The organism is Planctomycetota bacterium (assembly GCA_035384565.1).
Classification (GTDB): domain Bacteria; phylum Planctomycetota; class PUPC01; order DSUN01; family DSUN01; genus DAOOIT01.
On the sequence record DAOOIT010000075.1, the window covers coordinates 1 to 25,198 of the forward strand.

18 protein-coding genes and 1 pseudogene are annotated in these 25,198 nt (G+C 70.8%); 7 read left to right on the top strand and 12 right to left on the bottom strand.

From position 1 onward, the window contains the following. Positions 1-51 precede the first annotated feature (51 nt). The 6 genes from pssA to PLE19_20265 form a co-directional block, all read right to left on the bottom strand. Entirely contained in the window at positions 52-804 is a 753-nt protein-coding gene (gene pssA, locus PLE19_20240) for a CDP-diacylglycerol--serine O-phosphatidyltransferase (GenBank protein HPD17273.1), read from the bottom strand. Continuing rightward, positions 801-1,472 carry a phosphatidylserine decarboxylase family protein gene (locus PLE19_20245; protein HPD17274.1) on the bottom strand — a complete coding sequence of 224 codons (672 nt, stop codon included), beginning with the start codon at positions 1,470-1,472 and terminating at the stop codon, positions 801-803. The genes pssA and PLE19_20245 overlap by 4 nt, the downstream gene beginning before the upstream one ends. 238 nt (positions 1,473-1,710) lie before the next feature. Further along, positions 1,711-2,742 (bottom strand): radical SAM protein, encoded by a 1,032-nt coding sequence (locus PLE19_20250; protein ID HPD17275.1) that lies wholly within the window; start codon positions 2,740-2,742, stop codon positions 1,711-1,713. Between the two features lie 37 nt (positions 2,743-2,779). Next, positions 2,780-4,534: a cation:proton antiporter gene (locus tag PLE19_20255; protein ID HPD17276.1), complete on the bottom strand. Its 1,755-nt coding sequence runs from the start codon at positions 4,532-4,534 to the stop codon at positions 2,780-2,782. Between the two features lie 63 nt (positions 4,535-4,597). Next, a complete protein-coding gene (locus tag PLE19_20260; GenBank protein HPD17277.1) occupies positions 4,598-6,352 on the bottom strand; it encodes a cation:proton antiporter in 1,755 nt (584 codons plus the stop codon). A gap of 14 nt (positions 6,353-6,366) precedes the next feature. Further along, positions 6,367-7,803, bottom strand: coding sequence for a HAMP domain-containing sensor histidine kinase (locus tag PLE19_20265; protein HPD17278.1), 1,437 nt, complete (start codon positions 7,801-7,803; stop codon positions 6,367-6,369). A 184-nt stretch (positions 7,804-7,987) separates the two neighbouring features. Between PLE19_20265 and PLE19_20270 the strand changes: the two genes are divergently transcribed. Both PLE19_20270 and PLE19_20275 read left to right on the top strand, forming a co-directional pair. Then, entirely contained in the window at positions 7,988-9,667 is a 1,680-nt protein-coding gene (locus tag PLE19_20270; GenBank protein ID HPD17279.1) for a DEAD/DEAH box helicase, read from the top strand. A 6-nt stretch (positions 9,668-9,673) separates the two neighbouring features. After that, a complete protein-coding gene (locus tag PLE19_20275) occupies positions 9,674-11,686 on the top strand; it encodes a helicase-associated domain-containing protein (GenBank protein HPD17280.1) in 2,013 nt (670 codons plus the stop codon). 372 nt (positions 11,687-12,058) lie between these two features. Here PLE19_20275 and PLE19_20280 read toward each other — a convergent pair whose 3' ends face one another. The 5 genes and pseudogenes from PLE19_20280 to PLE19_20300 all read right to left on the bottom strand — a co-directional run bounded on the left by PLE19_20280 (position 12,059) and on the right by PLE19_20300 (position 14,909). After that, a complete protein-coding gene (locus PLE19_20280; GenBank protein ID HPD17281.1) occupies positions 12,059-12,499 on the bottom strand; it encodes a TIGR03067 domain-containing protein in 441 nt (146 codons plus the stop codon). Between the two features lie 43 nt (positions 12,500-12,542). Continuing rightward, positions 12,543-12,755: a type II toxin-antitoxin system HicB family antitoxin gene (locus tag PLE19_20285; protein HPD17282.1), complete on the bottom strand. Its 213-nt coding sequence runs from the start codon at positions 12,753-12,755 to the stop codon at positions 12,543-12,545. A gap of 2 nt (positions 12,756-12,757) precedes the next feature. After that, positions 12,758-13,012, bottom strand: a pseudogene (locus PLE19_20290) (type II toxin-antitoxin system HicA family toxin). A gap of 63 nt (positions 13,013-13,075) precedes the next feature. After that, positions 13,076-13,939, bottom strand: a complete 864-nt coding sequence (locus PLE19_20295) for a sugar phosphate isomerase/epimerase family protein (GenBank protein HPD17283.1) — start codon at positions 13,937-13,939, stop codon at positions 13,076-13,078. A 103-nt stretch (positions 13,940-14,042) separates the two neighbouring features. Next, positions 14,043-14,909 (bottom strand): TIM barrel protein, encoded by an 867-nt coding sequence (locus PLE19_20300; GenBank protein ID HPD17284.1) that lies wholly within the window; start codon positions 14,907-14,909, stop codon positions 14,043-14,045. Positions 14,910-15,158: 249 nt separating this feature from the next. On the opposite strand from PLE19_20300, the gene PLE19_20305 reads away from it, so the two are divergent. Both PLE19_20305 and PLE19_20310 read left to right on the top strand, forming a co-directional pair. Beyond that, entirely contained in the window at positions 15,159-15,989 is an 831-nt protein-coding gene (locus PLE19_20305) for a ZIP family metal transporter (GenBank protein HPD17285.1), read from the top strand. 112 nt (positions 15,990-16,101) lie between these two features. Next, positions 16,102-16,638, top strand: a complete 537-nt coding sequence (locus PLE19_20310) for a TMEM165/GDT1 family protein (protein HPD17286.1) — start codon at positions 16,102-16,104, stop codon at positions 16,636-16,638. A gap of 136 nt (positions 16,639-16,774) precedes the next feature. Here PLE19_20310 and PLE19_20315 read toward each other — a convergent pair whose 3' ends face one another. Next, positions 16,775-18,235 carry a C1 family peptidase gene (locus tag PLE19_20315; GenBank protein ID HPD17287.1) on the bottom strand — a complete coding sequence of 487 codons (1,461 nt, stop codon included), beginning with the start codon at positions 18,233-18,235 and terminating at the stop codon, positions 16,775-16,777. A 227-nt stretch (positions 18,236-18,462) separates the two neighbouring features. Between PLE19_20315 and PLE19_20320 the strand changes: the two genes are divergently transcribed. From PLE19_20320 to PLE19_20330, 3 genes are all read left to right on the top strand, one after another. Next, positions 18,463-20,772 (top strand): pyruvate formate lyase family protein, encoded by a 2,310-nt coding sequence (locus PLE19_20320; protein HPD17288.1) that lies wholly within the window; start codon positions 18,463-18,465, stop codon positions 20,770-20,772. 393 nt (positions 20,773-21,165) lie between these two features. Then, the gene (locus PLE19_20325) at positions 21,166-22,254 is read left to right on the top strand and encodes a lysylphosphatidylglycerol synthase transmembrane domain-containing protein (protein HPD17289.1); all 1,089 of its coding nucleotides are present in this window, start codon (positions 21,166-21,168) and stop codon (positions 22,252-22,254) included. Continuing rightward, a complete protein-coding gene (locus PLE19_20330) occupies positions 22,251-24,128 on the top strand; it encodes a M14 family zinc carboxypeptidase (GenBank protein ID HPD17290.1) in 1,878 nt (625 codons plus the stop codon). The genes PLE19_20325 and PLE19_20330 overlap by 4 nt, the downstream gene beginning before the upstream one ends. Positions 24,129-25,198 lie beyond the last annotated feature (1,070 nt).

The window sequence follows — 25,198 nt, forward strand, 5'->3', positions numbered from 1 at the left end:
ACATCATACCACGTGGGCTCTCGGCGTCTTCCATTTTGGCGAAAGTCGAGCTTAGAAGATGGGCTCTTGCTCTTCGCCCCGCCGGTGCACGGCCTGCCGCGCGGCGGCGAGGAGGCCGGTGACCGTGTAGGCGGAGAAGCCTGCGGCGAAGGTGAACTCCGGGTACGTGGCGACCAGCAGAATGATGATGGCCAGGAAAGCGAATTCGGTGAAGGTGTGGTGGCGGCGCGTGAAGCGGCTCACGAGGTGCGGATAGGGCACGCGGCTCACCATGAGCGCGCCCGCGAAGAAGGCGATGGTGGGCAGCACGCGCGAGACGAGGGTGATGTCGTGCTCGGCGCGCAGGCTGGCGTCGAGGATGATCAGCGCCACCACCTGCCCGGCCGCCGCGGGCGACGGCAGGCCGGAGAACGACCGATGGCTCTCCTCGTCGAGCCCGGTCTGCACGTTGAACCGCGCCAGACGCAGCGCGGCGCAGACGACGTAGACCATGCACGACATCCACACGAGGCGCTGGTGTTGAAGCTCGGCGTGGGCCGACAGCACCGCGACCAGGTAGGCTGGCGCCACGCCGAAGCTCACCACGTCGGCCAGCGAATCCAGCTCCGCCCCGAACTTGCTCGCCGCGCGCGCCAGGCGGGCCGCCATGCCGTCCACCGCGTCGAACACCATGGCCAGCAGCACCATCCAGGCGGCGAGCACGAGGCCCTCGCGCGTGCCCTTCGAGGCGAAGTAGACCGCGTGGAACCCGCACAGCAGGTTGCCCAGCGTAAGCATCGAGGGAACGGCGGCGATTTTCCTCATGCGTTTGCTCTCTGGTCAGCGCTCAGCTCACCGAGCACCGTGAGGCCCGCCTTCACGCGGTCGCCCACGGCCACGGCCGGGCGGAACGGCGCGCTCGCGGGCACGTAGACCTCGAGCCGCGAGCCAAACTTCACCATACCAAAGCGCTGGCCGCGATGCAAGTGGTCGCCCACCCGGCACTCGCACACGATGCGGCGGGCGATCAGCCCGGCGATCTGGCGCACGAGCAGGCGCGTGCCGTCGGGCCGCTCGAGGCCGACGAACGAGCACTCGTTCTGGTCCGATGCGGCCGCGCCCATCGCGTTGAGGAACTTGCCCGGCCTGTAGCCACGGTAGGCCACCCTGCCCGAGACGGGCGCGCGGTTGACGTGGACGTTGAACACGGACATGAAGATGCCGATGCGGAGGGCGTCGGCGTGGAGGAACTCGTCCTCGCGCACGGTCTCGAGGTCGGCCACGACGCCGTCGGCGGGCGAGAGCAGCTTCGCCTCGCCCTCGGGCGCGGCCCGCTCGGGGTCGCGGAAGAACGCCAGCAGAAACACCCACAGCGCCGCCGGCACAACGGCAAGCCACGGCAGCGTGGCCGCCGCCAGCGCCGCCGCTGCGCCCAGGAGCACGGTGCCCGCCACGATCTCGCGCGTGCCGTATCTCGCCAGAGGCCAACGCAACCCACACACTCCGCAAACCGCCTCCCGTTGCCCGATTCTACCAGGCCCCTGCTGCCGGTTCAACCTCATGGCGGGGAGGAACTTCCTGGAAAGAAGTTCCTCCCCGCACCCCTCCTCAAGAACCGCTCCGCCGGGCATCGGTGGCTGCCGCCGATGCCACGTGTAGAGGTTCTTGGAGGGATAGGGGTGCCGGGGGAAGGGCACCTTCTTGCCGAAGAAGGTGCCCTTCCCCCGCACTTCACTTGCAGGCGGGCACATAGGCGCAGAAGGGTTCGGGCGCGAGGGGGTTGCCGGTGGCTTCGTAGGCGCGGGCGCGGCAGCCGCCGCACACGCGCACGTACTCGCACGAGCCGCACTTGCCGGTGTAGGCCTTGTGGTCGCGGAGCTGGCGGAAGAGGGCGGCGTTCTCCCAGATCTCGCGGAGGCTTCGCTGGCGCACGTTGCCGACCTGGATGTCGAAGTAGCCGCAGGGCTGCACGTCGCCGAGGTGCGAGATGAAGCAGAAGCTCTGCCCCGCGAGGCAGCCGCGCGCGTGGGTGGCGATGTGGCGCTGGCGCAGGATGCGGTAGAAGTGGGGCGCGCAGGTCGCGCGGATCTCCATCGGCGAATCGGCCACGCGGTCGGCCAGCCAGTTCAGCACGGCCTCGTAGCGCGGGGCGTCGAGTTCCAGGCCCCGCATCGCCGCGGCGCGGCCCGTGGGCACCAGCAGGAACACGTGGTAGGCGGCAGCGCCCAGGCGCAGCGCGAGGTCGTAGATGGCCGGGAGCTGGTCGGCGTTGTCGGTGGTGATCGTGGTGTTGAGCTGGAACCCGAGGCCCACGGCCCGCGCCGCGGCGATGCCGGCGAGCGAGGCCTCGAAGGCGCCCGGCACGCCGCGCAGCGCGTCGTGGCTGGCCGCGTCCTGGCCGTCAATGCTCACGCTGATGCGGCGCACGCCGGCGTCGAGCAGGCGGCGGGCGGCGGACTCGTCGAGCAGGGCGCCGTTGGTGGCGGTCACGGCGCGCAGCCCGAGGGCCGTGGCGTGGCGTGCGATGTCGAAGAGGTCGGCCCGCAGCAGCGGCTCGCCGCCCGTGAGGATGATGGTGGGCTGGGCGAACGATGCGATGTCGTCGAGCACCGCCAGGGCCTCGGCGGTCGAGAGCTCGCCGGGCGGCACGCAGGCGGTGGCGGCTGCGCGGCAATGGCGGCAGGCCAGGTTGCAGGCGCGCGTGAGCTCCCACGCGATCATGCGCAGGGTGTGCGGCGGGTCTTGTCGGGTCGCAGCGTCCATCGGGGCTCCGTCGGGGTGCCCTCCCACCACTTCCAGCTTACCCGATCGGGCGCCCCGAGGCAATGGGCCGCACGAGATCGTGCGGGCCGAGGGCCTCGCGCAGCACGGCCCAGGCCTCGGCCTCGGTGCGCGCGCCCAGCAGCCGTCTGCGGACCGCCTCGGGACCCAGGCCGCGCGCGAGCGCGCCCAGGAGTTGCACCTGGAGGCCCTGGTCGTCGGCCGGCGTGAGGATGAGGAAGACCAGATGTACGGGCAGGCCGTCGGGGGCGTCCCACTCGATGCCGGCCAGGGAGCGGCCGACGACGACGGCGGGCTTGCTGAGGCTGTCGAAGCGCGCGTGGGGCACGGCGAGCCCCTCGCCGAGGGCCGTGCCGGCGATCTCCTCGCGGGCGCGGACGGCGGCGTTGAGCACGGCGGTCTTGGGCAGCCCGCCCTGCTCGGCCGCGGCCTCGCTCAGCTCGTGGATCGCCTCGCGGCGGGTCGTGGCCTGGAGGTCCAGCCGCATCGCGCGGCGCAGGAACACGTCGAGCACGTTGATGGCCGGCCGCCGCCGCATGACCCGCGCCAGCCACGGCCCCAGGGCCACCGACGACGCGAGGGCGGCCGAGACGATGGCGACGAAGACGGGCACCGTGATGAGCTTCTCCTGGAGCGCCACGAGGGCGACGACCATCTCCATCGAGCCGCCCGGCGTGTGGGCCACGGCCACGAACTCGCGCTCCCACCGCGGCACGCCGGCCAGCCCGGCCCCCGCCCAGGCCCCCAGGAACTTGCCCCCGATGGCCAGCACCGCGAACAGCGCCACGAGCAGCGGGTCGAAGTTCGCCACGAAATCCACCCGAAGCCCCAGCCCCGCGAAGAACACGGGCACGAAGACGGCGTAGACCATCTGGGTGATGGCGTGGCGCGTGCGCTCGGAGAGGGCGGGCGCGCTGCCGGCCATCACGCCGGCCAGGAACAGCCCGAGGAGCGCGTGGATGCCCATGCGGTGGGTGATGAAGCCGGCCAGCAGGCCCACGCAGCACACGAAGGTGAGCACGAGCCCGGAGTCGGCTTGGCGCCCGCGCTGCACCCAGGCGATCCCGCGCGCGACCAGAGGGCGCCCGAGCGTCATGCACGCTGCCGTGAAGGCCAGCGTGCCGCCCACCACCAGGCCCACGTGGGCCACGTCCAGCTCCGCCTGGGTGGCTGCGCTGAGCACGAGGGTGAAGGCGGCCCAGCCGATGACCTCGTGGACGACGAGCGAGGCCATCACGAGGAGGCCCAGGTCGCTCTTGAGCAGGTCGAGGTCGTAGAGCGCCCGCACGGTCATCGGCAGCGCGGCAATCGTGAGCGCGGTGGCCACGAAGAGGGCGAAGACGAGCCGCTGCGCGGGGTCCACCAGGTAGCGGTCGGGGAGCAGCAGGGCCGCCGCGCACGAGAGGGCCAGCGGCACGGTGAGGCCCGCGGCCGCGATGCCGGCCACGTGGCCCCGCTCGCGCCAGGCCACCGTCACGTCCACCTCGGTGCCGGCGCTCAGCAGCAGGAGAAGGAGGCCCACCCAGGCGAACGTGCTGAGCATCGAGCACTGGACCACGTCGGCGGGGAAGAGCCAGGCGTGGGCGGCGGGGGCGAGGCGGCCCAGGAGCGTGGGCCCCAGGATCACGCCGGTGAGCAGCTCGCCGGCGAGGGCCGGCTGGCCGATGCGCTCGAAGAGGCAGCCCAGGCCGCGCGCGAGGCCCAACACCAGGAACACCTGGAGGAGGAAGAGGCCGATGTGGTGCTCGCCGAGTTGCAGCAGCGCTCCGGGCAAGCGGCGTCTCCGCGGACGGTGGCGTCGGCCCACAGGCCATTGTGCCGGAGTCGGCGGCGCGGGTCAAGCCGAGCGGCCGCGCCCGGCGCGGGGCGGGCGCAGGGCCTGCCGGCCCAGGGCCTCGCGCAGCACGGCCCAGGCCTCCTGTGGGTCTGAGGCGGCCAGGAGGCGCCGGCGCAGCGGCTCGGCGCCGAAGGCCCGGGCCAGCGCGCCCAGAATCTGCACCTGGAGGCCCTGGTCGTCGGCGGGCGTGAGGATCAGGAAGACCAGGTGGGCCGGCAGGCCATCGGGCGCGTTCCATTCGATGCCGGGCACGGATCGCCCGAAGACGACCACGGGCCTGGCCAGCCCCGGCAGCCGCGCGTGCGGCACGGCCAGGCCCTCGCCGACGGCCGTGCCGGCCGTCTCCTCGCGGGCGCGCACGGCCGCGGCGAGGACGCCCCCGCCCGGCATCCCCTCCTGCTCGGCCGCGGCCTCGCAGAGCTCGGCCAGCGCGTCCCCGCGCGACGCCGCGCGCAGGTCCAGCCGCATCGCGCGCCGCGCCACCAGGTCGAGCACGTTGACCGCGCCGCGGCGGCGGATGGACCAGGCCAGCCACGGGCCGAGCACGATGGAGGAGGCAAGGGCCGAGAACACGATGGCCACGAACACCGGCAGCGTGATGAGGCCGCTCTGGAACGCCACGAGGGCCATGATCATCTCCATGGAGCCGCCCGGCGTGTGCGCGATGGCCACCGTCACGCGGTCCCAGGCTGACAGCGCGGTCATGCGCGCGCCCACCCACGCGCCCAGGTAGCGGCCGGCGATGCCCACCACCGACAGCAGCGCGACCAGCCGCAGGTCGAAATTGGCCAGGAAATCGATCCGCAGGCCGATGGTGGCGAAGAAGACCGGCACGAACACGGCGTGCACCATCTGGCTGATCACGTGGCGCGTGCGTTCGGAGAGGGCGGGCGCGCCGCCGGCCATGATGCCGGCCAGAAAGAGCCCGAAGAGCGCGTGCACGCCGAGCCAGTGGGTGACGAGGCCCGACAGCAGCCCCACGCAGCACACGAACGTGAGCACCAGGCCGGCGTCGGCCGCGAGGCGCTGCTGGAGGGCGGCGATGCCGGCCGCGACGGCGCGGCGCCCGACGGCCACGCACGCGGCGGCGAAGGCCACGGTGGCCCCCACGACGAACAGGATGTGGCCCAGCCCCACCCCGGCCTGCGTGGCGAAGCCCAGGACCAGGGTGAAGATGGCCCAGCCGATGATGTCGTTGATCGTCAGCGCCGACATGATCAGCAGGCCCAGGTCGGTCTTCAGCAGGTCCAGATCGTGCAGAGCCTTCACGGTCATGGGCAGTGCGCTGATGGTCATCACGGTGGCGATGAACAGGGCGAAGACGAGCCGCTGCCCGGGGACCGCCAGGTAGCGGTCGGGCAGCAGCAGGGCCGGCACGAAGGCGACGGCCATGGGCAGCACGATGTCGCTGAGGGCGATCTTCAGCGCGTCGCCGCGCTGGCGCCAGGCCACCCCCACGTCCACCTCCAGCCCCGCGCTGAGCAACAGGAGCAGGAGGCCGAGGTAGGCCACCGCGTCGAGCAGGGCGAACTGCACGGCATCGGCGGGAAAGAGGCGGGCCTGGAGGCCCGGGGCCACGCGGCCCAGGAGCGTGGGGCCGAGGATCACGCCCGCGAGGATTTCGCCGAGGAGCGCCGGTTGGCCCCGGCGCTGGCCCAGCGCGCCCAGGCCGCGCGCGAGCCCCAGCAGGAGCAGGAGCTGGAGGAGGAACAGCGCTACCTGGTGCTCGGTGAGGTAGTGGAGGGCTTCAGGCAAGGAAGCTGCCCCTCTCAGCCTTTGGCGAGCGGCAGGCGCACGGCCACGGTGGTGCCCTTGCCGAGCTGGCTGTCCACGGTGATCGTGCCGTCGTGGGCATCGAGGATCTGCCGGACCACGGACATGCCCAGGCCGGTGCCTTTGGCCATCGTCCGAGCGCGGGCGCCGCGGCCGAACGGCAGGAAGAGCACCTTGAGGTCCTCGGGCGACATGCCGGTCCCCTGGTCCTCCACGGTGAAGAGGGCGTGCGCGTCCTCGCGCGTGACCCTCAGGCGCACGGTGCTGCCGGGCGGGCTGTACTTCACGGCGTTGGAGAGGAGGTTCATGGCCACGCGCTCGAGGCGGTCGCGGTCGCCGGTGATGCGGCATTCCTCTTCGCCCTCGAAGACGAGCTGGTGGCGCGGGAAGGCCTCGGCCTGCTCGGCGTGCAGCTCGCGCAGGGCCGCCGTGAGGTCGAACTCGCACTTGTCGAGCGTGAGGCGCCCGGTGGAAACCTGCACCGTGTCCATCAGGTCGTGCGTGAGGTTCTCGAGGCGGGTGCACTGCTTGATGATGGTGTCGAGCCAGGCGGCCTGGCGTTGGGGGTCGAGGCCGCCCCGGCGGAGCCGGCGCGCGGCGCCGCCGATGGTGACGAGCGGGTTCTTGAGGTCATGGGCCACGGTGGCGACGAACTCCAGGCGGCTTTTCTCCTGGGCGGCGAGGCTCTCGGCCATGGCGTTGAAGGTGCGGCACAGCTCGCCCAGCTCGTCGTCGCGCAGGACGCGGGCGCGGGCCTCGAAGTCGCCGCGGCCGAAGCGGCGCGCGGCGCGCGTGAGCTCGGTGGCGGGGCGCACCACGCGGCGGACCAGCTCGATCGAGCCGGCGGCCAGCACCAGGGCGACCAGAATGCCCACCCCGAGGAACGAATAGTCCACCACCCGCCGCAACCGGAGGGACTCGTTCATCGTCTCCTGAAGGTCCGCCTCGTTCATCTGCATGTACTGGCTTATCAGGGTCAACACGTCCTCGGCCTTCGGGCGTTCGCGGGTGATGGCCGGCCCTGTGGCGGAGGCCGCGGCCTGGAACGTGCGGAGTTCGGCGCGCAGGTCGTCCACCAGGTTCCGTTCGGCGGGCGCCACGCCGGCCGTTTCGAGGCGCTCGGCCACCGCGGCGGCCTCCTGGAGGGCCGCCAGCTTGCGGTCGAGGTGGGCCGCATCGCCCGTGGCGCGCCAGAGCAGGTCCTCGCGCTCCTCGCGCAGCAAGGCCGCCTCGAGCACGCGCCCGAGGTCCAGCGCGTGGGCGGCCGAGTTGATCTGCTGGCGCATGCGCCGCAGGGTGGCCTCGGTGACGTGCCAGGTGGCGAGCAGCACCAGGAACGCGGCGAGGATGCTGGCGACCCAGAGGGCCACGTAGGCCCGGATCGTGAGGCCCCGCGGCAGGGGCGGTTGCGGCTTGGGCGGCTTCTCTTCCATGCGCGGGCGCCTGTTCTTCGAGTGGCCCAGGCGTGGGCGGCAACCCCTTCAATTCTCCCCGAACGGCTGTGTGTAATCAAGCGCGGCGGGCCGCCGCGGTTTTTTTCCGCTTGACCCGCGCGGGATGCGCGGCTAGAATGCGGGTCTATCTCGAATCCGCCGGCTCCGGGGCTCGACGCCGCTCATGCCGCCCGACACCAGCAACCCGCTCATCGTGCAGGGCGACCGCACGGTGCTGCTCGAGGTGGACAACCCGCGCTACGCCGAGGCGCGCGACGCGCTGGCGCGCTTCGCCGAGCTCGAGAAGAGCCCCGAGCACTTCCACACCTACCGCATCAGCCCGCTGTCGCTGTGGAACGCCGCGGCAGCGGGCATGACCGCGGCCGATGTGCTCGAGGCGCTGGGCCGCTTCACCAAGTACGACGTGCCGTCGAACATCCAGTTCGAGGTCAGGGACTTCATCGGGCGCTACGGGCGCCTGCGGCTCGAGCGCCGGGGCGACGACCTGGTGCTCGCGTCGGACGACGAGCCGCTGCTGGCCGAGGTGCAGCGGCACAAGCTGGTGCGGCCCTACGTGGTGGCGCCGCTGGACCCGCGGGCGGTGGCCGTGCAGGCCGACCGGCGCGGCCACGTGAAGCAGGCCCTCATCCGGATCGGCTACCCGGTGGAGGACCTGGCGGGCTACGTGGCCGGCACGCCGCTGGCCCTCGCGCTGCGCGACACCACGCTCGAGGGCCGGCCGTTCGCGCTGCGGCCCTACCAGCGCGAGGCGGCCGACGTCTTCTTCGCGGGCGGCAGCGCGCGCGGCGGCAGCGGCGTCATCGTGCTGCCCTGCGGCGCAGGCAAGACCGTGGTGGGCATGGCCGCCATGGCCCGCGTGCAGGCCCACACCCTGATCCTGTGCACCAACATCACTGCCGTGCGCCAGTGGCGCCGCGAGCTGCTGGACAAGACCACCCTGGCCGACGACCAGCTCGGCGAGTACTCGGGCGAGGCGAAGGAGATCCGCCCCGTCACCCTCGCCACCTACCAGATCCTCACCTACCGGCGGCGCAAGAGCGACGCGTTTCCGCACTTCGGCGTCTTCAACGCCCTGCACTGGGGCCTCATCGTGTACGACGAGGTGCACCTGCTGCCCGCGCCGGTCTTCCGCGTGACCGCCGAGATCCAGGCCTGCCGCCGCCTGGGCCTCACGGCCACGCTGGTGCGCGAGGACCACAAGGAGGACGACGTTTTCAGCCTCATCGGGCCCAAGCGCTGCGACGTGCCGTGGAAGGTGCTCGAGAAGCAGGGCTGGATCGCCACGGCCCGGTGCACCGAGATCCGCCTCCCGCTGCCCGACGAGCTGCGCATGAGCTACGCCCTCTCGACCAACCGCGACAAGTTCCGCATCGCCTCGGAGAACCCGGCCAAGCACACCCTGGTGCGCGACCTGCTGGCGCGCCACGCGGGCGACCGCGTGCTCATCATCGGCCAGTTCCTGGCCCAGCTCCGGGCGATCGCGCGCGACGTGCGCGCCCCGCTGATCACCGGCTCCACGCCCAACCGCGAGCGCGAGCGGCTCTACGCCGACTTCCGCTCGGGGCGCCTCCAGACGCTCATCGTCTCCAAGGTGGGCAACTTCGCCATTGACCTGCCCGACGCCAACGTGGCCATCCAGGTGAGCGGCACCTTCGGCTCGCGCCAGGAGGAGGCCCAGCGCCTCGGGCGCATCCTGCGGCCCAAGAGCGACGGCTCGATGGCCCAGTTCTACTCGCTCGTCACCCGCGACAGCCGCGACGCCGACTTCGCGGCCAACCGCCAGCTCTTCCTCACCGAGCAGGGCTACTCGTACCGCATCCTGGACGCCCACGAGGTGACCTGACCGGCCATGCAGCTCGACGAGTTTCTCAACGCGCGCAGCATCGCCAACCTCCAGATTCTCCAGTGGATCTGGGCGCCCGCCACGCGCCGCAGCGCCTCGAAGCACGAGCTGCTGCGCACCCTGCGCCAGCAGATGCTCTCGCCCGAGCGCGCGCGCGAGGGCTTCCTGAACCTCGACGAGGCCCAGCAGGAGTTCCTCCGCGGCCTGCTGCGCCTCGACGGCTACGAGGGCGAGGCCCGCGTGCTGCTCCGCCGCCTCTCCACGCCGCCCGCCACGGCCCAGGCCGAGCGCGAGCTCGCCGAGGACCTCGACCGCCGCGGCTTCCTCGCCTGCTCGATGCGCAAGGTCTGGGGCCAGGCCGAGACCCTCTTCGTCACCATGCCCGCCGAGCTGGGCGACGTGCTGGCCGAGGTGCTCAACCTCGACCTGCGCGACCCGGCGCTCATGCTCAGCCTGCGCGCCTACCTGGCCCGCCGCCCGCCCGACGTGCGCCGGCGCCTCGCCGGCGCCCCCGGCGCCCCCGAGACGCTGCTGGCCGACCTCGTGCGGCCCGAGGCCGTCGAGGCCCGCATCGCCGCGCTGCCCAGCGACGCGCTCCGGCGCGCCGTGCGCCTCGCCCTCGACGACCACGCCGGCATCCTGCCCCTCGAGCGCTTCCCCTCGCTGGGCCTCGACATGGAGGCGGTGGACGCCTCCGCCTGGCGCTCCGCGCTCGAGGCCGGCCTGCTCGGCACGTTCGGCCACCTGTCGCTCCTCGAACACGGCCTCGGCGACGACCACGACTGCCTCGCCCTCTACCAGGAGATCGTCGAGGCCCACGCCGCCGCCCGAGCCGTCGCCAAGCCGGACCTCGACCACACCTACGCTTGCGGCGTCGACTTCCTCACCGACCTGATGGCGGCGGTGGATTTCCTGCGGGCGAACCCCTCGAAGCTCACGGCGGCGGGCCGCTTCTTCAAGGGCGCGCGCAACCAGCTCCTGCCGCAGGCCGCCCTCCGCACGGGCTTCTTCATGGACGAGGACTCGCTGCTGGCCTTCAAGCTGGCGGCGGCCAGAGAGTTGGGGCTGCTCGAGACGCGCGACGATGGCCGCGTCTCGGCGGCCCCCGGGGCCGCCGCCTGGCAGAGCGGCCCGCTCGTCGAGCAGGCCCGGGCGCTGCTGGACGCGCTGCTGCGGCTGGCGGAGGGCGCCTGCCCGCCGGTGCACTTTCGCGCCTTGGCCCGCCTCGCGCGCGACGTGCTCCTTGCCGCGCGGCCGGGCGTGTGGATGCCCACCAACGCCTTTCTGGCGCGGCTCGTCTCGCGCTACCTTCTCGAGTTGCTCCAGCGCGAGGCGCCTCAGGCCCAGGAACCGGCCGCCGCGGATGAGGCCCTGTGGCGCTACCCCAGAGCCCTGCGCACCGTTGCGGCCGTGCTCGCCGATGCCCGAGAGCCGCTGCTCCAGGCGCTCAACTATGCTGGGGTGATGGACATCGGGCGATGCGGCGGCCAGTCGTTCGTGGCCGCCTCCCCCCTCGCGCCCATTCTGCTCGGCAGCGCGCCGCTGCCCGCGCCACGCGGGCCGCTCCTGCTCGTCAACCCCGACGCCGAGGTCATCCTTTTCCCCGAGGAAGGCCACCTGGAGTTGCTCCACCGCCTATGCGCCTTTTGCGAGCGCGGGAAGAACGAGGTCACCCTTCACCTTCGCATCACCCAGGAGAGCGTGCAGAAGGCCGTCCTGCGCGGCCTGACCCCCGACGCGATCCTCGCCACGCTGGCCCGGAACAATCGGGCGCCGCTGCCGCAGAACATCGAGTACTCGGTGCGGAACTGGGCCGCCGGCGTGCATCCGGCCAAGGTTTGCACCCTGCACGTGCTCGAGGTCCACTCGGCGGAGGCCCTCGATGCCGCCCTGCGCCTGCCCGAGGTGGCCCCGCTCGTCGTTCGCCGACTCTCCCCCACTGCGGCCGTTCTCTGCGCGCCCCAGCTCGGCCCTGAGGCCGAAGCCGCCCTCAAGCAGTTGGGCATTCACCTGATGTGAGGCCCTTCGGGGTCTGGCGCTCCTGGCTCGGCTGGCTTGGCACAGGGTGTGGCCATTCCTCCTCCTGGCGGGCCTGGCGGTTCCATGGGAGGGCGCGGCCGAGTGCCTGGGGGGGCGCAGCTTGCCCATGCTGTATCAACCCTGTGAGGGGGAGAGTGATACAGCATGGGCAGAAGGGCGAGGATTGGCGATTCTCGCGGCTCCGGCCATGCTGGCTCATCTGCGGGATGAGCCAGCATGGGACGGGGGCGCCCCTGAGATCGTAAGGCGTTGCAATGTATATGGTTATGGGGCGGATACGGCTGGAGCGGCAGCACCCGTCCGACGCTCCGCGGCGGCGGCCGCGTCAGGAGCGCCAAAGCCTGCTGAGCCTCATTCTTTCCTCTCGCGCTTGAGGACCATGAGCACGGAGTCGCGGTCGTCGGCGGAGGTGGCGAATTCGGTGGGCCGTGCTCCGCCCTCTTTGCGCCAGCAGAGCCTCAGCGTGTCGTCCTTCAGCTCGTAGATGCCGAGCGAAGGCTTCTTCTCCGTGCCTGCGACGGACGCGGGCTGAAAGTCAATGGCCTTGGGGGTCTTGGCGGGGTCGAGCTTGATGGTGGCCTTCTCGGCCTCCTGGTCGCCCATCTTGAAGACGAAGGTGTCGTCCTTGATCACGGCGCGGAGGGCCTTGAGCGCGTCGGCCGGCTGCTTCTCGCCGTGTTTCTCGGCGGCCTCGATGGTCCAGGTGCCCTGCATCTTCTGCGCGTCGGCGGGTTCCTCGGCGGCGCCCACGAGCGACACGAGGACCGACATCCACAGCCACTTTGCGAGCACTCGAGGACTCCTTTCGGTGCGGAGTGCGAGGGGGCCACAGCGTTCACGCATAGATGAGGCGGCCCCTGGGCTCAGGGGCGGCGCGGCCAATCTGGCGAGCGGTCTCAAGCCACTCGTCAATGGCCACCTGCGCGTGGGCAAGCGCTTCCTGGTAAGTCGCGCCGTCGGCCATGCAGCCGGGCAGCTCGGGCACTTCGGCCAGGAAGGCGCCGTCCTCGTCGCTCCAGTAGATGATGATCTCGTAACGGCTGTCCATTCCTACTTCTCCAAGCGCAAGCCGTAGCGCAGAATCATGTCCCTGACCTGTTTGACCTGGTACGGTTTGGCGGTCACGCCCCGGGGTTGCAGGTTCAGAATCTCCTCGACGCCATCCATCCAGAAGATGTGATGGTCACCTCGTATCCTGCGAGTGAACCCGAGACGCTACATCAGGGAGCACAGACCGTCGAAAGGGACGTTGGCGTCCCCGCGACGAAGCAGGATGTGTTCGTAGAGCTTCTCATGCCTGCCCATTGGTTGGAGTGTACCTCGCGGCAAGGACGGTGTCAAAAGCCGGAGAACGCCTTGCCCGCGTTCCTACACGTCGCACAGTTCGACGGCCTGCTTGAGGGCGGCGAGCTTGCCGGCGGGGTCCTTGGCCTTGGGCACAAACTCGTGGGCGACGTAGCCCTTGTAGCCGGTCTCGGCGATGATCTTCATGAGCGCCGGCCAGTCGAGGAGCTGCGTGGCGTCGAGGTCGTTGCGGCCGGGGTAGCCGCCGGTGTGGAAGTGGCCGATGGCGTCAATGTTGTCCTTGATGAGCTGGCCGATGCGGTGCTTGGCGACGCGCTTGCCGCCCTCCTCGACGATCTGGGCCTCCATCTCGGCCACGTGGTAGATGTCGTAGAGGATTTTGAAGTTGGGCGAACCGACGGCCTTGACGAGGTCGAAGGCCCACTTCGAGTCATCGCACATGTAGTCCTTGTGGCCCTTGCTATTGAGGTATTCCATGCAGAGGACGACCTTTTTCTCCTCGGCGAAGCCGACGATCTTCTTGAGGCCCTCGGCGCAGTTCTTGAGGCCCTCGTCCTTGGCCATGCCCTGGTTGTTGCCGGAGAAGCAGATGACGTTGGGGAATCCGGCGGCGGAGGTGGCCTCGATGGCGGGGCGGAGGTTTCGGATGAGTTCCTCGTGGTTCTCGGTGCGGTTGAAGCCCTTGGGGATGCTGTTGCAGCTCACCATCGAGCAGGCGAGCCCGTGCTCCTTGAGGGTCTTGAAGTCGCCGGGGCCGAGGAGGTCAATGGCCTGGAGGCCGATCTTCTTGCCGAAGGCGCACAGGTCGGGCAGCGAGATGCCGCCGTAGCACCACTTGCTGGCCGACTGGCGGATGCGGCCCTTGAGCTGGGCGGGGGCATCGGTCTCGGCGGCGCGGCCGAGGCGGGGCAGAATCGTGGCCGCCACGGCGCCCGTTGCCAGCGCCTACCGCCGCGTGACTCTCTGTTTCTCCTCCATCGCATTTCTCCTGTTTTTCTCTGCTCACGCGTCACGCATCACGCGTCACGATCTACACGTCGCAGACGGCGAAGTTGCGTTTCATCGCCGCCACGATGTCCTTGTCCTTGGGGCCGAACTCGTGGCCGACGTAGCCCTGGTAGCCGGTGTCGGCGATGGCGCGCATGACGGCGGGGTAGTAGATCTCCTGCTGGTCGTCCATGTCGCGTCGGCCGGGGTTGCCGCCGGTGTGGAAGTGGCCGATGAGCTTGATGTTCTCGGTGATGGTGCGGATGAGGTCGCCCTCCATGATCTGCATGTGGTAGATGTCGTAAAGCAGGCCGATGGCGGGGGAGTTGACCTGGTTGCAGATTTCGACGCCGAGGGCGGTGCGGTCGAGGAAGTAGCCCTTGTGGTTCACCTTGCTGTTGAGCAGTTCGATGCAGAGGCGCACGCCGGCCTGTTCGAGGGGCTTGGCCACGCGGGGGAGGAACTTGACGCAGTTGTCAATGCACTCTTTCTCGGAGCGTTCGCCGCGGTTGCCGGTGAGCGAGAGCAGGCTCTTGATGCCGTACTTCTGCGCCTTCTCGAGGGCGGCCAGGATGCTGCGCTCCGCCGCGTCCCAGCTCTTCGGGTCCACGAAGCCGCCGCCGGCGCCGAAGATGGCGACCTGCATGCCGGCGTCCTGGATGGCCTTCCAGTGCTGCTCGGGGCCCATCTCGATGGAGGCGAAGCCGATATCGGCCGCGACCTTGATCATCTGGAGCGGGTCGGCGTCCTTCTTGATGTAGCAGCCCCAGGCGAAGCTCTGGCGGATGCGGCGTTTGGGCGGGGGCGGGGCGTCGGCGGCGCCGGCGGCCAAGGGCGCGGCCGCGGCGGCGAAGGCGCCGGCGGCCAGCGCCTCGCGGCGGGTGAGCCCGCGCGGGGAAACGGAATCCACGATGGGTTCTCCTCTCGTGCGCCAAGGGTCGCGGAGGGATCGAGTCTGCGCTCTAGGATAGGGCGGAGGGGGCCGGAAGTCAAGGACGCGGATCGGGCCATCCAGGAGCTTGCCCAAGCGGGCATCCTCCTGCCGCTGGCGACGGCCCGAGTGGGCACCGCGGCCGCCTCGCGCGGGGCCGCCGCGGGCAGTTGATTCCGTCGGCCCCCTGCGCGATACTGAGGAGCACTCCCGGATTGGAGGCCCCCGATGACTCCGTTTTCGCAGTGGCATCCGGTGCTCCAGGCTCTGGCCGGCGGGCTGTTCACGTGGGGCGTGACGGCGGCCGGCTCGGTGCCGGTGTTTTTCACGCGGCGGCTGAACCAGAAGTTTCTCGACGCCATGCTGGGCATGGCGGCGGGGGTGATGATGGCGGCGAGCTACTGGTCGCTGCTGGCGCCGGCCATCGAGATGAGCGAGCGGATGGGCGGCTGCAAGTGGCTGCCCGCCGTGGTCGGCTTCCTCGCCGGGGCGGCGGTGTTGCGGGTGTTCGACGCCCTGCTGCCGCACCTGCACCCCGATCTGGCCGACACGCCGGGCGCGGCCGAGGGCCTGAAGAGTCGCTGGCGCCGCTCGATCCTGCTGGTGATGGCGATCACGCTGCACAACATCCCCGAGGGGCTGGCGGTGGGGGTGGCGTTCGGCGCGATCCCGCACCTGACGGCCGGCGGCATGTCGCCGGCGGCGGCGCTGGGCGGGGCCATTGCGCTGGCCGTGGGCATCGGGCTCCAGAACTTCCCCGAGGGCATGGCCGTGGCCTTCCCGCTGCGGCGCGAGGGGCTGTCGCCCGCGCGGTGTTTCTGGTACGGCCAGCTCTCGGCCATCGTGGAGCCGATCGGCGCCGTGCTCGGGGCGGGCCTCGTGCTGCTCGTGCGGCCGATTCTGCCCTACGCGCTGGCCTTCGCGGCCGGCGCGATGATCTTCGTCGTGGCCGAGGAGCTGATCCCCGAGGCCCAGCGCGAGGGGAACACCGACCTCGCCACCATGGGCGTCATCGGCGGCTTCGCCATCATGATGTTCCTCGATGTGGCGTTGGGATGAGAGGCGTGACGCCTGATGCGTGAGAAGGCCCGGGGCCGCCATGGCCCTCCCTGGTCACGCGGCACGGGTCACGCCTGCGGCATGAACCTGTGCTGAAAGGGACGGCTGTTCAATGGACCTGAGGCTTTTTCTGGTGACGTTTGGCGCGATCTTCCTGGCCGAGCTGGGCGACAAGACGCAGCTCGCGACGATGAGCTTCGCGGCGGGCAACCGCCACGCGCTGTGGCTGGTCTTCGGCGCGTCGGCCCTCGCGCTCGTCACCACGAGCGCCCTGGGCGTGCTCGCGGGCAGCGTGGTGGCGCGGCTGGTGGACCCCCGGCACGTCAAGATCGCGGCGGGCGTGCTCTTCATCCTCATCGGGCTGGCCACGCTGGCGCTGCCCGACAGGAAGCGCGAGCACGCCTTCGAGCGCCTGCACGGCGAGCTCGAGCGCTACGTGGTGGTCGAGCAGTGCAAGACCTGCGCGAAGTTCCAGGGCTTCCTCCGCGAGCTGGCCGAGCACGACCACCCCGAGCTGCGCCGCATCGTCCGCCGATTGCGCGTGCCCGCCGACGATCGCCACGATGCCCTGGGCTGCAAGGACTGCTCGACGGACCGCCTGCGCGCGCTCTTCGCCGACGAGCGCGCGAAGGCGCGGCCGCCGGCCTAGACGGCACGCCACGGTTTCCGATCGCAGCGCCCGCGACGAGGGGGCTAAGGAGCTTGTGGGCGGGGCGTTTCTGCCCCGCGGGGCGCGGAGGCCCCGCCCGCAACGGCAGCGAATCGCAGCGCGCTGCCCGGCCGGCTCACTCGCGGTAGGCCACCAGATCGTTCGCATACTTCAGCGCGTAATCGAACGGCAGGTAGCCGTAGCCCTGGTCGCCCCAGGTGGCGCCCCAACTGTTGCGGAAGATGAAGTAGCCGCCGCCGGGGAACGCCGGGTCCTTGCGGTAGCCCACGATCGCCACCGAGTGGCCGTCCACGCAGTCCACATTCCGCTGCTGCGGCACGGCCATCACGTCCACGCCGTTGATGTTCACGGTCTGGAAGAGGCCCGGCTTGGGCCACCACATGCCGATGGCCACGGGGGTGTTCTTCTCGAGGTAGATGAAGACGTTGTAGAGCTGGCCCATCGTGGCGCCCGTGTTGGCGTTCCAGGGCTTGATGAAGTCGGCGCTGAAGCGCATCCACTTCTTCGCCACGTCCATGTAGACCTGCGGCACTTTGTACTTGGGGTCGAACGTGGCCTTGTAGGGCACGAGGGCCTCGGGGTAGGTGCCCCACTTCTGGTAGCCGAGGTCCAGATTGCTGAAGAAATCGCCGTCCACCATCTTGCCCGTCACGAGGTTGGCCGCGTAGTTGAGGTATTCCTCCGACAGGTCGCGGAAGTTGAGGTTCTTGCGCGTGGCGTACATGTATTCGAGGAGGAAGGTCATGGCGTGGACGGAGCAGGTGCCACGGCCGCCCTGGTCGCGAAGCTGGAGGCCGAGCTTCTGGATGGTGGGCCGCAGGTCCTCGTTCGGAAGCTGGAAGAGGGGGCCCTTGGTGACCTTGAACTGGGCGGGGTGAGGGGTGACGGCGACGAATCGCTGGGCCATCACGGCCCGCGCCAGCACGGTGGGCGGCGTGAACGTCTCCACCACGGCGGCCGTGGGCGGCGGCGTCTGGCCCAGAGCCTCGACCACGTTGGGCGACACGACGGCTGGTCCGGGGCCGGCCGCGGCGCCGGCGGGCGTCAGCTCCAGCAGGTCCAGGCCCACCAGCAGCCCGGTCGCGCGCGGGTCCTTGCCCACGACGTCGAGCGAAAGGGCGTTCGCGCCGGCCTGGAGGGCCGCGACGCCGAGGGCCACCTTGCCGCTGTGGGCGACGCGGGCGTCGTAGCCGTTGAAGGGCGCGCCGACGTTGACCTGGTTGATCGCCACCTGCACGATGCCGTAGTCCGGCGCCCGGGTGAAGCAGGCGGCCACCGCGTAGTTGCCCGCCGCGGGGGCCTGGATGCGCGTGCTCAGGCGCGCGCCGATCTGCGTGGGCGCCCAGAAGAGCTGCGCGCCCCCGCTCCACGACGCCCCGAAGGGCGCCATCTGCTGCACCGACGCCTGGCCGTTCGTCGTGCCCAGTTGCCCGGCCAGCGCCTCGCCCTCGATCACGATCGCGTTGCCGCCCGGCGCCGGCTTGGGCAGCACGCGGCCCCACGGCAACTGCGCCGCGAGGGCCTCTCCGAACACCACCAGACACACTACGCAGGCCAGAGTCCGACTGCCGTTCATGGTCAGGCTCCCTTCCTGACCCGGCCCGCTGGCCCGTCCGCTCCTTCAATAGGAGTCTAGCGCCGCTTCCGGCCGCCTGCAACACTTTTCGGCGTGTTGCGGCGCCGCGTGTCGCGTGGTAGAATCCGAAGGCCAACTGGCAGGAGGCGTGGGATGTCGGAAGAAGGGCCGCCAAGCCGCGATGCGGCGGAACTACTGCGCCGCCCGCCGCGCGGAGAGCGACAGCGATGAATGACCGAATCTCCTTCCTCCGCGAGCGGGCGCTGACGAGCCGCTACGTCGCCGACCCCGACTGGAAGCGGCTGCGGGAGGAGTCCCTCGCGCAGACCGAGGGCGAGCCGGCGGTGGTGCGCGAGGCCAAGGCCCTTGCCCACTACTGGCTCCACCGCCCCATCGCCATCCACGAGGGCGAACTGCTCGTGGGCGCGCGGGCGGGGCTGATCTACGGCGCGGAGCGCTCGAAGGCGCAGTCGTTCGGCCGCCAGCGCTTCGAGCCCTGGTGGCCGATGCCCGACCACGTGGCCGCCCTCATCCGCGAGGGCGTGCTCAGCCCGGCCGGCAACCACACCACGCTCGACTACGACGCCGTGCTCTCGGGCGGCTTCCACGGCCTGATCGCCCGCATCGAGGAGCGCAGGGCGCGTCTCGCTCCCGACGCAGCCGCAAGCGTCCCGCTTGCGAAGCGCGCGCCCAGCGACGAGCCGCGGGCCTTCCTCGACGCCCTGCGCCTCGTGGCCGAGGGTTACATCGCCTTCTGCCGCCGCCACGCCGACCTGGCGGAGACCCTCGCCGCGCAGCACGAGTCCTGTCATTCCGAGCTCGTCGAGGAACCTTTCGAGAGAGGAGACCGAGGCAAGGGAGCCGACTCCGTTGCCGGAGCCAGCTCCCCTGAAAGGCGCTTCGACGCGCTCAGCATGGCAGAGCGCCGGTGCGAGCTGCTCACCATCGCCGCCCACTGCCGCCGCGTGGTGGCCGAGCCGCCGCGCACCTTCTGGGAGGCCTGCCAGGCCGCCTGGTTCGCGTTCCTCTTCGCGCCCGACGCCCCGGGCCGCGTGGACCAGTATCTCTGCCCCTTCTATCGCCGCGACATCGCCGCGGGCACGCTCACGCCCGAGTTCGCCCGCGAGCTGCTCGCCTGCCTGTGGCTCAAGGTCTTCGAGTTCATGGGCGCCGAGGCCGCCGTCGCCGCCCACCAGCACCTCACCCTCGGCGGCACCCGGGCCGACGGCGCCGACGTCTCGAACGAGCTGACCTGGCTGTGCCTCGACGTGACCGAGGAGCTGCGCCTCCAGCGCCCGCAGGTGGGTCTCCGCTGCCACGCGGCCACGCCCCCCGCGCTCCTGCGCCGCGCCGTGCGCGTGCTGAGAACCCACGCCGGCAACCCCGACTTCTGCAACGACGAGCAGATCGTGCCCGCCCTCGTCCGCCTCGGCGTCGCGCCCGAGGACGCGCGCGACTTCTCGCTCTCCGGCTGCCACGAGGTGATCGTCACCGGCAAGGCCCAGATGGGCGCCGTCGAGGGCTTCCTCAACCTGCCGAAACTGCTGCGCGTCGCCCTCGGCCTCGAGCCCAAGCTGCCGCCGCCCCGCGACCCCGCCGCGCTCGACTCCTTCGAGAAGCTCTGGGCCGCCCTCGAGGAGGCGATCGACGCCGCGGTGGCCGGCGCCCACGCCTTCTCGCTCGACCGCGACCGCCGCCAGGCCGAAATCCCCGGCGGCATCCTCACCGCTTCGCTCGTGACCAGCGACTGCATCGAGGCCTGCCGCGGCTACACCCAGGGCGGCGCCCGCTACAACTTCTGCAACTGGGACGCCATCGGCCTCGCCAACCTGGCCGACGCGCTCGTCGCCATTCGCCGCCTGGTCTACGACGAGCATGTCCTCACGCTCGCCGAGCTGGCCGAGGCCCTCCGTACCAACTGGGACGGCCGCGAGGGGCTGCGCCAGCGCATCGTGAACCGGATGCCCCGCTTCGGCAACGACGAGCCCGAACCCGACGCCCTGGCCGCCCGCATCCTCGAGCGCCTCGAGGCCATTCTCGCCCGCCGCACGCCTTTCCGCGGCGGGCGCTACACCCTCGGCACCCTCGCCGGCGGCGAGAACATGCACGTCGAGTTCGGCCGCCTCACGGGCGCCACGCCCGACGGCCGCCGCGCCGGCGAGCCGCTGGCCGACAGCCTGGCCGCCGCCCAGGGGCGCGACCGCCGCGGCGTCACGGCCATGCTCAACTCCGTCGCCAAACTGCCCCACCGCCTGCTCCCCACGTCGGTGTCGGTGAACGTCAAGCTCGACCCCGCGCTGCTGGAGTCCGACGCCGGCGTCGAGAAGGTCGCCGCCCTGATCGCCGCGCACTTCGCGGCCGGCGGCCAGCAGCTTCAGTTCAACTTCGTCAACCGAGCGATGCTGCTCGAGGCCCGCCGCTGCCCCGAGAAACACGCCGGCCTGATGGTGCGCGTGGCAGGCTACTCCGCCCCCTTCATCTCCCTGTGGGAGGATCTCCAGGACGAGATCATCGCCCGCACCGAGCACCGCGCGTGAGGGCGGCCGGGGCCTGTCTCCGCCCTCCGCCTGGTCCGAAGGCCAGATGCCCGTCCCGCCCACCTGCCCGGGCCCCGTGGCGCCCTCTCTCCTCTGCGAGGCCGGGCGGTGTGCCCCACTCTCTCGACTCGCGGGGAGGGGGCCGACCCGTGCGCGCGAGGCGCCATATGGCCTTGACACGGGAACGGCGGGAGCGTAGGCTTAGGGAAGCAATGGCCTGTTGACTTCTGCATGGGCAATGCAAAGAGGCGACACGGGGCGTTCCGGGCCTGACGAAGCCGAGCAATCTCTCCTCGCGCGCAGCCCACGAGAGAGCTCCCGGCTTCGCTCGGCGTGGCCGCCCGTTGCATCGCCGATGCACAGGCCGGTCTGGAGAAGGACGCAGGGGCAGCCATGCGCGGGGTGATGCGGTTCGCCATTCTCCTGCCCGTGACCGTTCTGCTGCTCGCCGCCATCGTGTGGGCCGTGGGGTTCGAGGAGACGGCGAAGCAGGTGCGGCTCGCGGGCCTGCCGGCCTTCGCGTCGGTGGGCGGCCTCTCGCTGCTGTTCATCATCGCGCAGTCGCTCGCCTGGCTGCTGCTGAACCGCCCCGTGGGGCACCGCGTGCGGTTCCGCACCCTGGTCGAGGCCACCACGGTGGGCCAGGCGGGGAACATCATCACGCCTTCGACCTACCTGGGCGGCGAGCCGCTGCGGGTGGCCTACGTGGGCAAGATGGCGGGCCTGCCCTACCCCCAGGTCGCGGGCACGGTGCTGCTGTGCAAGTATCTGGAGCTGCTGAGCTTCATGCTGCTCTTCGGCTTCAGCGCGGTGGTGGCCGCCCTGGAGTACAAGGACGTGTTGTTCCGGCCGCCCAACCTGGTGGGCGGGATCGCCATCGTGACGGTGGCCGGCCTGCTGCTGGGGTTCTGCGGCCTGCTGTGGGTGTCGCTGTGGCGGCGCTGGCGGCCCTTGACCCAGATGGTGCGCGCGCTGGCCCGCGCGCGCCCGCTGCGGCGCCTCGTGGCGCGGCTGTGGCATCGGGTGGCCGAGATGGAGGACCAGACCTCGCGCGTGTTCTGCGAGGAGGGCCGGACCTCGTTCTCGGCCTTCGGGATGATGCTCGCCTCGCACGCCATCGTGTTCGCCAAGCCCCTGGCCTTCTTCCTGCTCGGCGGGCGGCTGCGCCTCGGGCTGGGCGAGCTGTGCCTGATCTTCGCGGCCGGCCAGCTCCTGCTGGCCGTGCAGCTCACCCCGAGCGGCGTGGGCATGCTCGACGGCGGCCTGATCGCGGTGTTCGCGCTGCTGGGCTATAACACGGCCGCCCACGCGGCCATGGCCATGGCCTATCTGCTCTGCCTGCGGCTGTGGGACGTGGCTGTGATCGGCATCGGCGCGCTGCTGGCGGCGCGCGTGGGGGCGCGCTTTCTCATCGCCAAGCCCCCGCCCCTCGTGGGCGCGGGCGCCTGCGAGAAGCCGGGGGTCGGAGGGGCGGCACCATGAGAGTCCGCGGCGCCATCTGGCGGACCCTTCTCGCCCTCGCGGCGCTGGCCATCGGCGGCGCGCCCGGGCGCGGGCGCGCGGCCGAGGGCGCCGCGCCCGACGGGCCGGGCGCCGAAACCCCGAAGCCGAAAGGCAAGGGGCCCTCCCGCGAGACCCTCAAGCTGCGCACGCTCAAGGACGGCATCCCCATCGTCGGCCTGCGCGTGAAGGCCGAGGCCGCCGCCGAACACGGCGTGCCCGTGGGCACCTGCCTCGAGGTGCGGCGCGGCAACCGCCTCGCCGGCTACGCCGAGATCGCCAAGTTCGAGGACAACTGGCCCTGCCTCACCTTCCTCCTCGGCTCGGGCCGCGCCGAGGACGACCTGCTGCCGGTCACGGCCCCCGTGCCCTACGTGCAGCTTCTCACCGACGAGCGCGACGCCCTCGAGGCCAAGGAGCTCAAGGCCCTCCTCGCCGACCGCCTCGTGGTGGCCGAACTGAGCGACCGAATCGCTCTCGACCCCCGCTGCACCGCGCGCATCGTGATCCTGCACGGCGGCATCTTCTTCATGGGCGGCGACCCCATCGCCCAGCCCTTCGCCCGCGAAGGCCACCTCGTGATCGTGGACACCCTGGCCTACTCGCACATCAAGGGCGAGGTGGCCGACGAAACGAAGTTCAAGGAGCCCACCACCCTGCGCACCGTGCGCGAGGAGGGCTTCACCATCGGCTTCCCCCCCGAGTCGCGCATCCCCTGGTACGGCAAGAAGGGCAAAGGCTACGTGGCCCGCTACATCGCCGGCATCCCCCAGGCCGACCAGGCCGAAAAACTGCTCGCCACCGACGCCTCGACCAAGAACTCCGCCCTGCTCGAAGTGGACCTCGGCGGCCGCCTGGCCGTGATGGACCTGATCACCCCCACCGGGCGCGCCGGCCGCGACCCCGGGGCGAAGAACAAGCTCATCTTCGCCGCCCGAGCCCTCGGCTCCGGCCCCCGCTACGCCCGCTACCTGCCCAGCAAGCCCGAATACGACGACGTGCTCAAGTGGTTCGACGACCTCGCCGAAAAGCACAAGGACAAGCTCGCCAAAGCCTTCGAGGGCGGCGCGGGCAAGAAGGAAGACTTCATCTACAGCTACACCCTGGGCGCCAAGGACGGGCCCCTCATCGTCCTGGCCGGCGCCCTGCGCGGCACACACTGGCTCGGCTCCGCCGCGCTCCTCCGCCTCGCCGAAGTCCTCCTCGACAACCCCGAGAACGACCCGAAGATCGACTGGCTCCTCGAGCGCACCCGCATCAGGATCCTCCCCATCCTCAACGTCCACGGCTACCGCCACAACCAGGACCCCAACGAGAACGGCGTGGACCTGGACCGCAACTTCGCCTATCAATGGGACGAGTATGCCGACAAGAAGGCCCGCGGCCGCGAGGCATTCTGCGAGGAGGGCTCGGTCGTCGTCCGCAACACCGTCGAGAAGGAGAAGGCCGCCGCGTTCCTCGAGATCAGCGTGGACGACTACGACGCCGGCTACCGCTTCGTGCGCGCCCGCGACGGCTCCGCCGCCCACCAGGCGCTCCTGCACGGCCTCGTGAGCGTGCTCAACGCCCGCCTGCGCTACCGCTTCGTTGTCGGCGACCAGATGCTCCAGCTTCGCGTCACGCGCGACGCCGAGCGCCCCTCCGCCGCCAACTGGGCCGGCTCCAAGGGCGTCCTGGCCGCCAGCCTGCGCATCTGCGGCGACGGCGAGGACAGCATCACCAACCAGGACGTCGCCGTCGAGGCCTGCCTCCTGTTCGCCCAGGCCGCCGCCCTCTCGCTCGAGAAGCCCGAGCCCCCGCCCGAACCGCCCAAGAAGGCCCCGAGGCCGCCCGCCGCCAAGAAGAGCAGCAAGTAGGGCGACCCTGGCCCCACCGCGCCGGAACGCTTCGGCGCACCACCTGGGAAGCCCCTGCCTCCGGGAGCCAACGGGAGTTGGCAAGAGCGCTTCGCCGAAGCGTGAGCTTCGCAACCAGCGGACCATCCCGCCCATACCTGCTCACCGCCCGAGCAGGCGCAGTATGGCCGGAGCCGCCTGAATCGCCCATTCTCGCCCCTCTACCCATACTTGCTCACTTCTTCTCCCACAGGGATGAGCAAGTATGGACGCATGCCCCTGGCCCCAGCGACCCCGCCGACGGCGCCCGAGTGGAATGGCGAAAAGACAAGGCAACGCCGCCTGAAGGCTGGACTCCGAACGAGTCCATAACCCGTTGGTAATCCAGCACTTAGGCGGTCTTCTCTTCTGGTGGGCGAGTGACTGGTTGCCTTAGCTTCACGCCATTCGTGACAGGCGCGCTTGTCCCTTGCCCGCTTGCTGGCGCGCTTGCTCATGGCCCCTCGCTTGCCCCTTGCTTGAGGCGATGCTCGCTTTCGCCTTGCGGTTGTCTCTCTGACCAATGGGGGGACGGGCTAGCGTCAGAGATCATGGCGCTTTCGCGCGAAAACGCCACACTCCCCGCTTGCTTGAGGCTATGCGCCCCTTTGCCCTCTGGTTGTCTTTCCGACCAACAGACGGATCGGCGAGCGGAAGAGACTATGGCTCTTTCGCGCGAAAGCGCCATAGCCTCTCCTCGCCACGATCCTCGCCAAGGTGCAACCCCTTGAGGGCCTTCAGTGCCTGGACGCCATCGGGCGCAGCCGCCGATGAGCCGATGATGGCCGACGGCCGCCGCGGGCCGCGGAGGCCCCGCCCACAGGACAGAACCGGTTCAGCTATCTCGAGAGCCGCGTGCCGCCTCGGCATGGCAGCCCATTCCACTTGCACGGCCGATCGAGCCACCGATTCCCTGGGGGCAGACCTCAGGCCGCCTTCCTTGTTGACCTGCCAGGAGTCCGGTGGTATACTCCCACCAGGGTTCGTGTGAGACGCTTAGCCCAAGTTCGTCAGTGAGGACGATTTTCGGGCGATTTTTCGGGGGGCACCCC

Bases quoted from the DNA above. Each gene is read 5' to 3' on its own strand.
- pssA (HPD17273.1), bottom strand. From the start codon at position 804: ATGAGGAAAATCGCCGCCGTTCCCTCGATGCTTACGCTGGGCAACCTG.
- PLE19_20250 (HPD17275.1), bottom strand. From the start codon at position 2,742: ATGGACGCTGCGACCCGACAAGACCCGCCGCACACCCTGCGCATGATC.
- PLE19_20265 (HPD17278.1), bottom strand. From the start codon at position 7,803: ATGGAAGAGAAGCCGCCCAAGCCGCAACCGCCCCTGCCGCGGGGCCTC.
- PLE19_20270 (HPD17279.1), top strand. From the start codon at position 7,988: ATGCCGCCCGACACCAGCAACCCGCTCATCGTGCAGGGCGACCGCACG.
- PLE19_20275 (HPD17280.1), top strand. From the start codon at position 9,674: ATGCAGCTCGACGAGTTTCTCAACGCGCGCAGCATCGCCAACCTCCAG.
- PLE19_20285 (HPD17282.1), bottom strand. From the start codon at position 12,755: ATGGACAGCCGTTACGAGATCATCATCTACTGGAGCGACGAGGACGGC.
- PLE19_20305 (HPD17285.1), top strand. From the start codon at position 15,159: ATGACTCCGTTTTCGCAGTGGCATCCGGTGCTCCAGGCTCTGGCCGGC.
- PLE19_20310 (HPD17286.1), top strand. From the start codon at position 16,102: ATGGACCTGAGGCTTTTTCTGGTGACGTTTGGCGCGATCTTCCTGGCC.
- PLE19_20315 (HPD17287.1), bottom strand. From the start codon at position 18,235: ATGAACGGCAGTCGGACTCTGGCCTGCGTAGTGTGTCTGGTGGTGTTC.
- PLE19_20320 (HPD17288.1), top strand. From the start codon at position 18,463: ATGAATGACCGAATCTCCTTCCTCCGCGAGCGGGCGCTGACGAGCCGC.
- PLE19_20325 (HPD17289.1), top strand. From the start codon at position 21,166: ATGCGCGGGGTGATGCGGTTCGCCATTCTCCTGCCCGTGACCGTTCTG.
- PLE19_20330 (HPD17290.1), top strand. From the start codon at position 22,251: ATGAGAGTCCGCGGCGCCATCTGGCGGACCCTTCTCGCCCTCGCGGCG.